Raw genomic sequence first — 14,235 nt, forward strand, 5'->3', positions numbered from 1 at the left:
CACAGGTGGTCAACAGGGCTTGAAGTGCCGCTGGTTGCTGAAGATCTCACATGGTAACTTCGCGATCTGTCATGAAGGCGTTACCGGCTCGACGGGGGTGGTCGGTGGTGGTGAACACGCTGTCCGCAGCGGATGACCCGGGCAACGCCTGGGCCCAGCTCATCGTCGCGCTGGTCGACTTCCTGTGCGATCAGGACTTCGTGACCGACCGCGACCAGTGCGGACAGTTCATCGGCTTCGCCGCGGATCAGGTCGGGGCGGAGATCGTCTACCGACGCCAGAACCCGCGGGCCGACATGCTGTCCTTCCTCCGGGTCCTGCTGCCGCACGAGAAGGGCCTCGAAGCGCTGAGGTCCGCCGTGCGCGCTCTCGGTGGTCCAGAGAGTCTGGCCGAGCTGACGCGGACCGTCGACGCGGCCAAGCCGGACGAGGGCGACTTCACCCCCGGTGTGGTGCGGGAGGCCCATCGGCTGCTCGGAGAGGTGTGCCACGTCGACGAGGCCCGGCTGCACACGGTTCTGCATCACGAGCTCGGGGCTGACGTGCCGTACGGCCGGACGCCTGTCGAGCTCTTCGACCACCTGTGCACGGTGAACACGCAGGTCGATGGTCTGCCCCCGGCGCTGGTGCTCGTCGAGGCCACCGCGTCCCTGGCTCAGCCGGTGCAGTGCGAGGAGCTCAGGGGCTGGTCGGACGCGTGGGCCCAGGAAGCCGGACCGGACGTCGTACGGGCACTGGAGGAGCGGAGGCGCGCGATCGCTGCCCGGCCGCCGGCCGACCCGTATGTCTCACGTTGTCTCGTCGTGATGGTGGAGCCGGCCGACGACAGTTCGGCTGATGTCTACGTACGTCATTGGGTCAACGCCGCGCCGGGCTACTGGGAACCCGTGGCGGGAGACATCGAGCGCACGAACTTCGACGCGCTGGCCGGTGCGGTCGAACGGGCGGTCATCCAGGGGGCGTCACGCTGGGCTGATGCCTCGGAGGGCGAAGGTGACCCTCCCGTTCAGATCGAATTCGTCCTCCCTCTCGAATTCCTGAATCACGACATGGCAGGCATCCGACTGGGTACGAGGTCTCGTGTCGCGGCACCGATCGGCCTTGACTACCATGTGCACCTGCGGAGCCTCGAGCGCATGAGGGCCCGTGACACGCGGGAGCACGGCCGGTGGCGGGCCCGGTGGACGCAGCTGAAGAAGGCCGGCGTGGCGGAGGCCCATCGATGGCACGGGCAACAGGACGACCGACTGGAACGCTGGCGTGCCAGGCTTGTGAAGGACCCCGGGCTGACCGCGGTCATACTCGACGTTCCCGCCCTGCCCGGCCACGGTGTGGACGCGCTCAGCATCGCCATCGAGCAGGGGATCGGCCTGGCGGCCTGGGACCGCCGGCCGGACAGCCCGGATCTGTCCGGCCAGGTACTGACCCTTCTGCTCGCTCATCCGCCGGCGCAAATACCGTCGAAAGTAAGTCAGATCCGCCAGGAGGCTGAGGACTTGGGGCGTGACAGCCTTTCCGTGGGTAAGTACATGGCGTTCTTCTGGGACGACCCGTACCGCCTGGTCGACTGCGAGGAGTTGACAGCATGACCGAGCAGGCCTCGGCAGCGCAGTCCGTCACGCCACCCTCATGGAGGGTGTTCCACGCAACGGGGCAGCCTCCGGCAGGCGACCCGCCCCAGCTCCCGCAGCCTCCGCCCTGGCGGGTGTTCGCCGGGAGCCCGCTGCAGCAGAACCCTCCCGACGACGCGCAGTCCGCGCTGCGCCGGCTCGGCACCGTGCAGGAAGGCCCGCAGTTGCGCGAGGAGGAGATCAACGCGGTCAACGCCGCACTCCTCCTGCGCCGCCCCCTGCTGATCACCGGGCCGCCCGGGGTCGGCAAGTCCACCCTGGCGTATCTGATCGCGCAGGAGATGGGCCTCGGCAGAGTGCTGCCGTGGAGCATCGTCAGCCGCACCACCCTGCGCGGCGGGCTGTACGAGTACGACGCCATCGGGCGCGCCCAGGCCATCGCCGCATGGCGTGCCGGGTCCACCCCGGAGGCGGAGAGCGGAACGGGCGGCGCACCCGACCTCGGGGACTTCGTGACCCTCGGCCCGCTGGGGACGGCTCTGCTCGCCTTCGGCCGCCCCAGGGTGCTGCTCGTCGACGAGTTGGACAAGAGCGACATCGACCTGCCCAACGACCTGCTCCACGTCCTGGAGAACGGCAGCTACGAGATTCCGGAACTGGTTCGGGCGGGTGTGGCCGAGGTGTCCGTCTTCACGGACGATCCCGAGGCCAGGGCCGTCGTCGAGGCGGGCCGGGTCGAGTGCGCGGAGTTTCCCGTCGTCGTGATCACGAGCAACGGTGAACGCGAGTTCCCCGCCGCCTTCCGACGCCGGTGCCTGCCGCTGGAGATGCGCCCGCCCAGCCGCGAACACCTCGTGTCCATCGTCGTCAGTCACCTGGGCCGGCGTCCGGAAGGCGTCGAGGGCCTGGTGGACGACTTCGTCAGGCGGGTGGAAGGCGGAGGTACCCAGTCCGTCGATCAGCTGCTGAACGCCGTCCAACTCACCACGGCCCATGGATTCCGGGACGACAGCGACGGGCGTAAGCTCATCGAGATGCTTCTCCGCGACCTCTCGAAGGGCCGCTGATGAACGGCTCGCCGCGGGAACGCGCCCCGGACACGTCGCCCGGCACGATGAGCGGCGGCCTCCACGAAACCGACGGCGAGGCGAGCTGGCAGGACCTCGCCGACGCCGTCTGGCTCGCGGCGGCCTGGCACCGGGCGGGCCGCGGAGCGGGGGAGGGGAGCGGACAGGCGGACGCGCCGTTACCCGACCGCACGGAGAACGCCCTTCCCGACGCCGAGGCTCCCGCGTTCGAGGACGGCGCGCAGGAGACGGTGCCCGCCGCGAGTCACCTGGACGCCGATCCACAGGACGTGGAACTCCTCGACGCCCTCCCCATGCGGCATGGCCGGCCCGACACCGCCCTGCCCGACCCGGCACGCCCCGCGCGGCGCGTTCTGCCGCTGCCTCTGGCCAAGGCCCTGCGCGGCCTGGGCCGGCGTGTGCCGTCACGTCACGAAAGCAGGCTCGACGAGGCCCGCACCGCCGAGAACGGTGTGATCGACGGACTGTGGATCCCCTACCTCGATCCGGTCCAGGAACGCGCCTTCGACCTGATGCTGCTCGTGGACAGGGCGCCCACGATGCCCGTCTGGGACAGCGACGTACGTCAGCTTGCCGACGAGGCGGTGCGCAGCGGCGCCTTCCGGGACGTCCGTACGGTCGACGTCTCGCTGCCCGACGCCGCCCCGCCCGAGCTGCGCTGGCCCGGCAACCGGCGGGCCGACCCCGCCGAACTCCTGGACGGCAGGGGGACACGGCTGTTCCTCGTCGTGACCGACGGACTGGCGCCGGGATGGGCCGGGAGCGGCGCCGACGAGCTGCTGGGGCGGCTCTCCGCGGCCGGTCCGACGGCACTCGTCCATCTGCTGCCGCAGTACCTGCGCCACCGCTCCTCCGTCTACCCGTTCCGGGCACGGCTGGACGCCGCGGGGTTCGGGGCGCTCAACCGCCACTTCATCTGCCACCCACCGCACGGAGTACCCGAGCACGCGCGCGCACTGCCCGATACGGGTGACGGTTCCGTGGCCGTACCGGTGCTCAGTCTGCGCCCCGGCTCGTTCCGTGCCTGGGCTGATCTCGTCACCGGCGAACGCGGCGTGCGGCGGACGCTGCCCGTGATCCTGGCCGGGGCGATGGCCAAGGGGGTGTCCGCTCCGGGACTGCGGGCCTCCCGAATCGACGGGCCCCGCGCGGCGGCGGACGCGGTGCGCAGGTTCTTCTCGCTCGCCAGCCCCCTCGCACGCCATCTCGCGGTCCTGCTGGCCGTGGCCCCCTTGCGTTTCGACGTGATCGAGGAGCTGCGTGCCCGCGCCTTTCCCGCGTCCCGCCCCGAGCACCTGGCCGAGGTGATGATGGGTGGCCTCATCGACTGGGAGCGGGACGGCGAGGACGGGCCCGACTTCGCCGACGGCATCCGCGAGGCATTGCTGGCCACCGGCAACCGCACCCAACTCGCCCGTGCCGTGGGCCTGCTGGCCGAGGCGCGGGCCAGCCGGGCGCAGGGCATCCGGCTACGCGCCGCACTGCGTGACCCGGCCCGGGCGGCGCTCCCGGACGGCGGGGGCGGACCGGCGTGGCTGCGCATCGAGCTGGCCGTACTCCGCGCTCTCGGAGGGATGCCGTACCGGCGGAGGGTGGCGCGGCTCAACGACGTGCTGCAGAACGGTGTGGCCGTCGCGGCAGGGCCGACAATTGATGATAAAGAGGCATCTGATGTGAATGAGAACGGCCCCGCTTCCCCGTCGCTTCCGACGGTTCCACCAGGAGGATCTGTGTCGCCGACGACACCACCCGTAGACACCGAGCAGGATCGGGTCGACGAGCGCACGCCTGCCCCCGCATCCGAGCTCCGGTTCGTCCGCACCGGCCAGCCGAAGATCATGGGCAACGTGCCACCGAAGAACCCGAACTTCACCGGGCGGGAAAGTCTTCTGGCGGCGGTGGAACAGCAGTTGCGGGAGGACGAGACCGCGGCGGTCCTCCCGCACGCACTGCACGGCATGGGCGGTGTCGGCAAGTCACAGATCGCCGTCGAGTACGTGTACCGCCACAGCGGCGAGTTCAACGTGATCTGGTGGATTCCCGCGGAGCAGGAGAACCTGCTTCTGGGTGCTCTCGCCGACCTGGCCCGCAGCCTCGGGCTGGAGGTGGGACCGCAGGCCAACGCCGCGGTGCCCGCCGTGCGTGAGGCGCTCCGCACGGGCAAGCCGTTCGACAACTGGCTGCTGGTCTTCGACAACGCCGAGGACATCGAAGCGGTGCGCTCCTACTTCCCCAACGGCGGGCCCGGGAAGATCATCGTCACCTCCCGCAACCGCGAGTGGGAACGGGTCGCCACCCCCCTGAGCGTCGATGTCTTCGACCGGGAGGAGAGCATCGCACTCCTGCAGCGCCGCGCCCGCGGCCTCGCCTCCGGCGACGCGGACCGACTCGCCGCCGCCCTGGGCGACCTGCCCCTCGCCGTGGAACAGGCAGGTGCATGGCACGCCGCCACGGGGATGCCGGTGAACGAATACCTCACCCTGCTCGACGAACGCCGGCCCGAGATCCTCGAGCTCGCCCCGTCCCCCGACTACCCGCTGCCGGTCGCGGCGGTCTGGGACATTTCCCTCGGGCGCCTCTCGCAGGACAACCCGGCCGCACGTCAACTCCTGGAGATCTGCGCCTGCATGGCGCCTGAGCCCATCCCGCTCAACCTCTTCAGGGGCGGACGCAACATCGAGGTCACACCCGAGCTCGATCCGGTCCTGCGCGACCCGCTGCTCCTCGCGCGTGCCACGCGGGACCTCAGCAAGCTGTCGCTGGTGAGGCTCGACCACAAGACCGCCACCCTGCAGATGCACCGGCTCATGCAGAACGTGATCGTGGCCAGGATGGATCCCGAGGAACGCGCGCGGATGACGCGGGCGGCCCACCTCCTGCTGACGACGGCCAAGCCGGGCGCGCCCGCGTCCCCGGACCAGTGGCCCGCCTACCAGGCCATCCTCCCGCATGTGATCGCGTCCGGTGCGGTGGAGAGCTCCGACGGGTGGGTCCGCGACCTCGTCTACGACATCGTCTTCTTCCTCTACTACTGGGGTGCGCACGAATCGGGCGCCGCCCAGGCCCGGCTGGCGTGGGCCGCATGGCGTGACCAGTCAGGTGACGAGGACCTGCACGTCATCAGGATCACCAAGCTCCTCGGCTTCTACCTGCGGCTGCTCGGGCGCCCCGCGGAGGGCGTCGTGCACAACGAGCGCGCGCTGGCGATCTCCCGGGGCGCGGACATCCCGGACGAGGAACTCGTCGACTCCATGTGGCAGATGGCGGGGGCACTGCGGCACCGGGGTGAGTTCGGCCAGGCGCGTGAACTGGCCGCGGAGGCGTTCACCCGGGCAAGCGACCTCTTCGGGCCCGAGGACCCCACGACGCTGAGCGCCGCGCACGACTACGGTGTGACGCTGCGGCTGAACGGCAACTTCGCCCTCGCGCGGGAGATCGACGAGGAGACCGCGCGCCAGAGGGAACTGCTGTACGGGCCGGTGAACGGGCTCACCCTCAACACGCTGAACGGACTGGCCATCGACCTGCGTGAGGCAGGTGACTACCTGGGCGCCCGCGCACTCCAGGAGTCCAACTACCTGCCCTACGTCGCCCATTTCGGTGAGACGAACGCGGCGACCATCCGGGCGGCGCTGAACCTCGCGGTGTGCCGGCGCAGGGCGGGTGTGGTCGAGGGAGCGTCCGCTCTCGCCGAACAGACCCTCGAGCGCTTCACCAGCCGTTACGGGCTGAACAACACCGATGCGCTCTGCGCGGCGAACCACGCCATGGTGGAGCGCCGGCTGAACGGTGACCTCGGCGGCTCCCGGGAGCTCGGGGAGCAGACGCTCACCGCCTACCGCAAGGTGCTCGGCGACCACCACCCCTTCACCCAGTTCGCCAAGGTGAATCTCGCGGCGACTCTGCGGGCCCAGGGCGACACGGACCGGGCGGAAGGGCTGGACACCGAGGCGCTCGAGAACCTGGAGAACGCACTCGGGGCGAAGCACGTCAGTACGCTGACCGCGGGGATGTGCCGGGCCAACGACCATTACGCGCGGCTGGACTTCGCGCAGGCGATGGCCGTCGACTCGGACCTGCTCCCCAAGCTCACCGACACCGCCGGTGCCGAGCACCCGCTGACGCTCGTCTGCACGGCCAATCTCGCGCTCGACCGGCGCGGACTCGGTGAGTCGGCGGAGGCCGACCGGCTCAACCACGTGGCCGTACAGGGCCTTTCGCGACTGCTCGGGGCGAACCACCCCTGGCACACCGCGGCCAGGCTCCACCAGCGCATCGAATGCGACCTCACGCCGCTGCCGATGTGACGCCGGCGCGTACCGGCTGGACCGCCGGCCCCGTCCGCCGCCCCACGGCGGCGGACGGGGCCGCACCGAAGAGGCGACGGGGGACGGACACATGACCACGGTGGTCTTCACTCACGGCACAGGTGTGCGCGAACCACACCTCGGCGGACTGGTCGCGAAGATCACCTCAGGGCTGGCCGCGACAGCTCCGGACGTGCGCCTCGTCGCGTACGACTGGGGCGGGCCGTACGGGGCCAGGCTCGCCGCGGACGGTGCCAGCATCCCGGCCGCACCGGGTGCGGGAACCGGCAGGAGCACCGCGGACCCCGACGGGCGCGATGACGTGGAGGAGTGGGCCCGGCTGTACGACGATCCGACGGCCGAGCTGGCGGCGGCGGCCGCCGCGGGGTCCGGACGCGCGACGCCGCCCGGAGCCGCTTTCCCGGACGAACGCCCGAGGGCACTCCTCCTGGACATCGCGGCCGGGGGCGAACCCGGAGCGGAAGCACTCGCCCCGTGGCTTCGGGAAGCGGCGGCCGAGCTCGCGCGCAGTCCCCTTCTCGGCCCCGCCGCCGAAGCCCTGGACCCGGAAAGCCTGGCCTCGGTGCTGGCCAGGGCCTTGACCGCCACGGCCGTCGGTGCGGAGATCGCGGCGGACAGCCCCGTCCAGACCGGAGGTGACGGCAGGGACGCGGCCGTCGCCGCCCTGGCGGAACGCCTGGGTGCCTCACCGGCGGGCACCGGCCGAGGCCCCCTGCTCCGGATGGCGGGAAGGCCGCTCGTACGCCTCGGTTCCCGTTACGCCGTGCGGCGCCGTCGCGCGCTCACGGACGCCGCGCACCCGGCCGCCGGGGACATCCTCAGATACCTCGCCAGGGGTGAGGACATGCGCAGGGGGCTGCGGGACCTCGTCGGCACACTGGAGCCGCCCGTCGTCCTGCTCGGGCACAGTCTCGGCGGCATCATCTCGCTCGACACGCTCATATCCGGCCCGCTGCCGGGCGTCGAACTCCTGATAACCGTCGGCTCGCAGGGCTCCTTCCTGTACGAGACGGGTGCACTGCCCATGCTCGCCCACCCGGATCCGCTGCCCGGCCACGTTCCGCCGTGGCTGAACATCTACGATCGCCGCGACCTCCTCGGGTACGCCGCCGAACCGCTCTTCCCCGGCCGGGCCCAGGACGTCGCCACCGACAGCCGGCAGCCCTTTCCCGTGGCGCACAGCGCCTACTGGACCGATCCCGCCGTCTACGGAGCGATCGGGGAACGGCTGTCATGACCCGCCGCCCCATCCCGGCGGACCGCGTGTTCGCCCTCGTCGTCGGCATCGAGAAGTACGCGGCCGGGCCGGCCTGGGACCTGCCGGGACCTGCCCGGGACGCCCTCCGCTTCCGTGACTGGCTGCTGGCGCGCGGGGTGCGCGACAGCCATGTGCAGCTCCATCTCGCGCCGCTGCCGGGGAGCGTGCCCGAGGTTCCCTTCCGCCCGGCCGACCATGAGTCGCTGAGACGCGCCTTCATCACGGACCTTCCGGAGCGCGGGGACGAAGCGCTGTGGGTGTGGTGGGGCGGCCACGGGGTGCTGGACACGGACGACAACACCCGGCTCTACACCGCCGACGCGACCCTGAGCGACCGGCGCAACATCCATGTCGAGTCGGCACTCGCCCGGCTCAGAAGCGACGTGACCCCCGGCCTGGGCGTGCAGATGTGGATGGTCGACGCGTGCCGCACCTTCGACGAGTTGCACCGCTTCCCGCAGCCTCCGCCCACGGAGCGTCTTCCGGCCGGAGGGCGGATCGCCGCGCACGAGCAGGTCCTGATGTTCGCCGCAGGCCGTGGGCAGCGGGCGGCCAACGATCCGGACCGCCGGCTCGGCGTGTTCTCGGACATCGTTCTGAGCGCTCTCCCCGACGAACCGGTGCCGGACGCCCCGGCCCTCTTCGAGGCGGTGAAGGCCCGGATGGACGCTCTCAGGACAGCCGGCCCCGCCCGGCAGACCATCGACTTCCGGCTGGAGAGGCCAGGACACGCGCACATCGAGCAGTCGGACCCGCCCTCTCCCGGCATGACGCCGCTGGGCCGGCTCATCGAGGCGCTGATGGCGTATCCGCTGATGAGCGACCGTGACGAGCGGCAGACCCTGGTCAACGAACTGCCCGCCGCCGCCGTCGCCCGCATGCCCAGGCACCTGGTGCCGCGCACGGACGTGATCGGCATCGTACGCACCCTCAGAAAGCGTCCCGACGGCCTGTGCGCGCTGTACGACGCTGTGAGACTGCTCGACGACGACGCCGACCGGTCCGCCGAACTCAAGGCTTCGGTGCGGGACTTCATGGCGGAGTCCGGGCCAGGAATGTGATCCGCTGGCGTGATCACACGGGTTTCGGGAAGGGGTCCCATTCGTCATGATGGAGTAAACGGTGGCATCCTGTGCCACCGCTCGCGAAGGGGGAGCGCGCCTTGTACCAGCCGGTGCCCGCCGAAGACACACCCGATCACATCGAGTCCGACCTGATGGACCTGACCTCCGTAGGCGTCGCCGACCTGAGACGTCTGCCCGCCCCGAGCGGGGCGGCACGGCTGCTCGCCGAGATCCGGCGCGCGCGCACCAACGCGATGGGAACTGGTGAACCCGGCCGGGCCGAGTAGAAGGCCACCGGGCCACCGCGATGAAACCGTCCACGACAGGGAGCGACGTGTACGCCCCGATCCGCATGCCGGGACCGCTGTTCGACGAGATCGCCGCGGGCGGCGGCTCGCCCGAGGCCGTCGCGTTCCTGGTCCGGGGCGAGCGTACGCGCCGGCTCCTGCTCCTGCGTGAGCTCTTCGACCTCTTCGACGCGGACCCCCGCATTCTCGGTCCGCTCGACGCGCGGACGGTCTGGCCCGCGCTGGAAGCCGCCGCAGACCGTGCCCCCGAGCCGGTCGAGACGCTCCTGCTGACCCCCCAGGTCGGCAGCTGGCTCGCCCACACGCTCCGCCGGCTGCACGGCACGGCCTCCGGGCCGCCCCTGTGGGCCGACGCCGGGCAGATCGCCGCGGTGGCCGCGGCTGCGGCCGTCCACGCCGGCACGGACGCCGAACTCCTCCTGCCCGCGCGGGGCCGGACCGTAGGACTGCCCGGCCTGGGTACGGTCCGGCTGCCCGGTCCGGACGAGGACGACTTTCACCCGGTGCGGGTCGCGGTGGCCGGCGGATCCCTCACCGTGCGCACCGGGCACGGGCCGGACATCGTCGTACGCCCGCTCACCGAGCCGGAATCTCCGCACTGGCTTCCGGTGCACCGGCTGGACACCGGTCCGGGGACGCGCACCGTCCAGCTGGACGATCTCGACCCCTACCGCGACCTGGACGAGCCGATAGCCCCCTGCCGGCTCGAACCGGATGAACTCCGTTCCTGGCAGCGGCTGTTCGCGGATGCCGTCGACATACTGGGCCGGGGCGGTACGGGCGGCCCCGGCGGGCTGCGCCCCGAGGAGATCAGCCGCATCGTGCCCTGGACCGCCAAGGACGGCGACGCGGGGCTCCCCGTGCCGGCCGAAGGGCTCAGCGCCTCCACCGGTGACGCCTTCGCGTCCATGGTGATCGCCCGGCCGTCGGACGGCCTCGCCCTCGCGGAGACCCTCGTCCACGAATTCCAGCACAGTAAACTCGCCGCCCTGCTCCACCTCTTCCCGCTCCTCGACGACGACCGGGCCGAGCGCCACTACGCGCCCTGGCGTGCCGATCCCCGCCATCTGCCCGGCCTCCTCCACGGTGCGTACGCCTTCGCCGGCGTCACCGGATTCTGGCGGGCACGGATCGGGGACGCCATGGCGGACCCGGACGGGCGGGCGCCATACCTCTTCGCCATGCGCCGGCTCCAGACCCGCATGGTCCTGCGCACCCTGGCGACACAGGCCCGGCTCACCGCACCGGGTCTGCGGCTCGTCACCCGGCTGTCCGAAACCGTCGACGGCTGGCTGAGGGAACCCCTGGATTCCGCGACCGTGGCCAGGGCGCGGGCCTCCGCCGTCAGCCACCGGGTGGAGTGGCGGCTGCGCAACCTGCGGTGCGGTGAGGACGACCGGGGGACACTCCTCAAGGCGCTGCGCTCGGGTGCTGCCCCCGGGCCCGGTGGTCCGGCGGTGGTCGCGGCGGATCCGGGCCGTGGTCACTGGCAGGACGGCCGTGCACGCCTCTACCGGCTACCGGAGTGGGAGGCCGGCCCGTCACCGTCGGCCGACGAGCTGCTCGTCGCGGGAGACCCCGGAGCGGCCCGTGCGGCGTACACCGCGCAGCTGAGTGGCCCCGGCCCGCTCGATCCGCACGCGCTCTCCGGCTGGCTGCTGGCGCACACGGCACTGCACCCGCGCGACCGCCGGCTGCTGGCCCGCCCCGAGCGGTTCGCGGCGCTTGTGGCGGGAACGCCGTCCGACGACTGGCCACGGTCCGCCCGCTGGCTGGCAGGCGGCCCCGACGCGCGCTGACACCCTGCGTTCCACCTGAGGGAGAGGCGGGCGCCCCGTCTCATCCGCGTTCGCTGAGGTAGGCGTCCAGCTCCGCCGCCCCCGCCAGCATCGCCCGTCCCCTCGCGGACAGCCGCCCGTGCCAGTCGCGCAGCGCGGCCTCCAGCGGCTCCGCGCCTCCGGCCGCCCGCACCTGGGCGATCAGTGGGGCGATCTGCTCCAGCAGGTAGCCGCCGCGCCTGAGCTGGTGGGTCATTCCGGCGTCCCGCACGGCGGCCTCGTCGTACACGCGGTACCCGGTCCGCTGGTCGCGGCGCGGGTGTACCAGCCCGGCGCTCTCCCACTTGCGGAGCGTTGCGGGCCGGATGCCGAGCTTCCCCGCCAACGGACCGATGAACGTCCCGTCGGCCCCGGACACCACGGTCGGCCCGGGCCCGGCGACGGGCTCCAGGTCGCGGAGGGCGGTCTCCACGGCCCGGAGCGTCCGCCGGTCGTCGAGGAGCTGGGCGTGGCTCTCGTCGATGAGGCGGAACGCCTCCTCGGCCGCGCCCTCGTTCACCGCCCGCATGATCGACGTCGCCGTGCGGTGGCCGTGGGCCGGCACCAGGGCGAGGAACGCACGCAGGGCCCCCGCGTGCAACGGCGTGTAGGTGCGGTAGCCGTGAGGTGTGCGGTCGGCTGCCGGAAGGATGCCGGCCTCCTCGTAGTTCCTCACCGCCTGCGTGGACAGACCGTGCCCCCGCGCCAGATCGACCGGCCTGAGCCACACGCCTGTTTGAAGGTTTTTGCCCATGACGCCGACGTTAGCGCGTCAAAGTCTCAACCGGAGGTTCAAAGATACCGTTGAGGGCATGGCCACCACTGACATCAAGGACACCGTTCATGCCGTCGACGCCGCCGCCGTGATGAGGCTGCTCCCCGTCCGGCCCCGGCTCCTCGCCCTGGGCGAGCCCACCCACGGGGAGGAGACCTTGCTCGACCTCCGGAACGAGCTCTTCCGGCAGCTCGCCGAGCAGGAGGGCTACCGGACGATCGCGATCGAGAGCGACTGCATGGCGGGTCTGCTCGTCGACGACTACGTCACCTCGGGCACCGGCACGCTCGACGAGGTCGTGGAGGACGGGATCAGCCACGGCTGGGGCGCCTCCGCCGCCAACCGCGAACTGGTGCGCTGGATGCGTGCCCACAACGACGGCCGGCCCGCTTCCGAGCAGCTCCGCTTCGCAGGGTTCGACGGCCCGCTGGAGATCACCGCCGCCGCGAGCCCACGCCGGGCCCTCACCGCGCTCCACGGATACCTCGCCGACCACGTGGCCCCGGAACTGCTCCCGTGCACCGTGGAGTCGCTCGACCGTCTGCTCGGGGCCGACGGCCGCTGGACCGATCCTGCCGCGATGACGGACCCGGCACGGTCCGTGGGGCAGTCCGCCGACGCCGGCCGGCTGCGACTGCTCGCCGACGACCTGGTGGCCCTGCTCGACACGCAGACGCCGCACCTGCTCACGGCGACCCCGCGCGACGGCCTGGACCGGGCGCGCCTCTACGGCCGGACCGCCACCGGCCTGCTGCGCTACCACCACTGGATGGCCGACACCTCACCGGCCCGCATGACCCGGCTGTGCGCGCTGCGGGATCAGATGATGGCCGACAACCTCCTCGCCGTAGCCGCCCGCGGCCCGGCGTTCGTCCACGCCCACAACTCCCATCTCCAGCGGGAGAAGAGCTCGATGCGGATGTGGCAGGGGCCGGTCGAGTGGTGGAGCGCCGGCGCGCTGGCGAGCGCCCGGCTCGGCGAGGAGTACGCCTTCGTGGCCACGGCGCTCGGCACGATCCGGCACCAGGGGGTGGGCACCCCGCCCCCGGACACCGTCGAAGGGATGCTGTACGGGCTCCCCGAGGAGCGCTGCCTCGTCGCCCCCTCGCGGCTGGCCCGCGCCCTCGTCGGCACATCGCCGGCGCGCCGCGAATCCCCCTGGTTCGGCTACGCCCCGCTCGACCCCGCCCACCTCGCGGCGAGCGACGGCCTCGTGTACGTCAAGGACGTCCCGCAGCGCCGGTGACTCCGGCGCGGGAACGGGCCGGGGGAGGCCCCCGGCCCGCCACGGCCGCAATCAGCTCGACGAGACGCCGAACCCGTTGGTCACGAAGTCCAGCCCGCCGGACGACGACGTGATCTCGTAGCCGAACTGGACGTCACCGATGGTCTCGTCGCCCCACCAGCCCTTCGTGTCCTTGATCCACTTCAGGATCGGCAGGATGTCCACGGTGCCCGCGGACGAGTCCGAGGTCCGCAGGAACGAGAAGACCTCGTTGGCGCCGTTGTCGCCCTTGTAGACCGCCCAGGTGTGACCGCCGAGGCTGACGGTCCCCTGGGAGGTGCCGAGCGGGCCTACGGCACCGTTGTGGTTGACCCAGAGCATGACCTCGTAGTCGTAGTCCGTGTCCCAGATGTCGTACGACGTGTTGTACGCGCCGGACGACGGCACGGTCACGTTGTAGCCGCTGGTCAGCGACGAGAGCGACGAGAGCGGCTTGTTCACGATCTTTTTGGCGTTCGGGTACGACTTGATGCCACCGGTGTCCGGGTGGTCCGCCGTCACGCCCCAGTTGCTCGACGAGTTGGCCCAGATGGTCTGGGTGCCCGCTCCGGAGCCCCAGATGTTGTTGTAGAGGATGTAGCCGTCGGACGTGGTGTAGTTGCCCCACTGCTCCGACGAGGTCCAGATCGCGGCGTGCGCCGGAGCCGCCGCGAAGCCGATCAGCGCGGCCACGGCCGCCGTCGGCGCCAGGAGCCTCCTGGTCAGGGTGGATCGTGCCATGGGGTGTTCCTTCCATGTGGG

10 protein-coding genes are annotated in these 14,235 nt (G+C 71.7%); 8 read left to right on the forward strand and 2 right to left on the reverse strand.

Going from position 1 to position 14,235, the window contains the following annotated elements:
• Nucleotides 1-104 precede the first annotated feature (104 nt).
• From ACZ32T_RS13745 to ACZ32T_RS13775, 7 genes are all read left to right on the forward strand, one after another.
• Nucleotides 105-1,589, forward strand: coding sequence for a VMAP-C domain-containing protein (locus ACZ32T_RS13745; RefSeq protein ID WP_467366932.1), 1,485 nt, complete (start codon nucleotides 105-107; stop codon nucleotides 1,587-1,589).
• Entirely contained in the window at nucleotides 1,586-2,638 is a 1,053-nt protein-coding gene (locus ACZ32T_RS13750) for an AAA family ATPase (protein ID WP_467366934.1), read from the forward strand. Before ACZ32T_RS13745 ends, ACZ32T_RS13750 begins: the two co-directional genes overlap by 4 nt.
• Nucleotides 2,638-6,966, forward strand: coding sequence for an FxSxx-COOH system tetratricopeptide repeat protein (fxsT, locus tag ACZ32T_RS13755; protein ID WP_467366937.1), 4,329 nt, complete (start codon nucleotides 2,638-2,640; stop codon nucleotides 6,964-6,966). Before ACZ32T_RS13750 ends, fxsT begins: the two co-directional genes overlap by 1 nt.
• A 91-nt stretch (nucleotides 6,967-7,057) precedes the next feature.
• Nucleotides 7,058-8,224, forward strand: coding sequence for a hypothetical protein (locus ACZ32T_RS13760; protein WP_467366939.1), 1,167 nt, complete (start codon nucleotides 7,058-7,060; stop codon nucleotides 8,222-8,224).
• On the forward strand, nucleotides 8,221-9,306 hold the full coding sequence (locus ACZ32T_RS13765; protein ID WP_467366941.1) for an effector-associated domain 2-containing protein: 1,086 nt from the start codon (nucleotides 8,221-8,223) through the stop codon (nucleotides 9,304-9,306). The genes ACZ32T_RS13760 and ACZ32T_RS13765 overlap by 4 nt, the downstream gene beginning before the upstream one ends.
• Before the next feature lie 101 nt (nucleotides 9,307-9,407).
• Nucleotides 9,408-9,596 carry an aldo/keto reductase gene (locus tag ACZ32T_RS13770; RefSeq protein WP_467270047.1) on the forward strand — a complete coding sequence of 63 codons (189 nt, stop codon included), beginning with the start codon at nucleotides 9,408-9,410 and terminating at the stop codon, nucleotides 9,594-9,596.
• A 47-nt stretch (nucleotides 9,597-9,643) separates the two neighbouring features.
• The gene (locus ACZ32T_RS13775) at nucleotides 9,644-11,416 is read left to right on the forward strand and encodes an HEXXH motif domain-containing protein (protein ID WP_467366943.1); all 1,773 of its coding nucleotides are present in this window, start codon (nucleotides 9,644-9,646) and stop codon (nucleotides 11,414-11,416) included.
• Between the two features lie 40 nt (nucleotides 11,417-11,456).
• Here the strand turns inward: ACZ32T_RS13775 and ACZ32T_RS13780 are convergent, their stop codons facing one another.
• On the reverse strand, nucleotides 11,457-12,188 hold the full coding sequence (locus tag ACZ32T_RS13780; protein ID WP_467366945.1) for a TioE family transcriptional regulator: 732 nt from the start codon (nucleotides 12,186-12,188) through the stop codon (nucleotides 11,457-11,459).
• 58 nt (nucleotides 12,189-12,246) lie between these two features.
• Between ACZ32T_RS13780 and ACZ32T_RS13785 the strand changes: the two genes are divergently transcribed.
• Nucleotides 12,247-13,455 (forward strand): erythromycin esterase family protein, encoded by a 1,209-nt coding sequence (locus tag ACZ32T_RS13785; RefSeq protein WP_467366947.1) that lies wholly within the window; start codon nucleotides 12,247-12,249, stop codon nucleotides 13,453-13,455.
• A 51-nt stretch (nucleotides 13,456-13,506) separates the two neighbouring features.
• Here ACZ32T_RS13785 and ACZ32T_RS13790 read toward each other — a convergent pair whose 3' ends face one another.
• Nucleotides 13,507-14,214, reverse strand: coding sequence for a GH12 family glycosyl hydrolase domain-containing protein (locus tag ACZ32T_RS13790; protein WP_467270054.1), 708 nt, complete (start codon nucleotides 14,212-14,214; stop codon nucleotides 13,507-13,509).
• Nucleotides 14,215-14,235 lie beyond the last annotated feature (21 nt).

This window comes from Streptomyces sp. NPDC023573 (genome assembly GCF_055559735.1).

Excerpts from the sequence above, each read along its gene's own strand:
- fxsT (WP_467366937.1), top strand. The coding sequence starts at position 2,638 with ATGAACGGCTCGCCGCGGGAACGCGCCCCGGACACGTCGCCCGGCACG.
- ACZ32T_RS13765 (WP_467366941.1), top strand. The coding sequence starts at position 8,221 with ATGACCCGCCGCCCCATCCCGGCGGACCGCGTGTTCGCCCTCGTCGTC.
- ACZ32T_RS13790 (WP_467270054.1), bottom strand. The coding sequence starts at position 14,214 with ATGGCACGATCCACCCTGACCAGGAGGCTCCTGGCGCCGACGGCGGCC.
- ACZ32T_RS13785 (WP_467366947.1), top strand. The coding sequence starts at position 12,247 with ATGGCCACCACTGACATCAAGGACACCGTTCATGCCGTCGACGCCGCC.
- ACZ32T_RS13760 (WP_467366939.1), top strand. The coding sequence starts at position 7,058 with ATGACCACGGTGGTCTTCACTCACGGCACAGGTGTGCGCGAACCACAC.
- ACZ32T_RS13780 (WP_467366945.1), bottom strand. The coding sequence starts at position 12,188 with ATGGGCAAAAACCTTCAAACAGGCGTGTGGCTCAGGCCGGTCGATCTG.
- ACZ32T_RS13750 (WP_467366934.1), top strand. The coding sequence starts at position 1,586 with ATGACCGAGCAGGCCTCGGCAGCGCAGTCCGTCACGCCACCCTCATGG.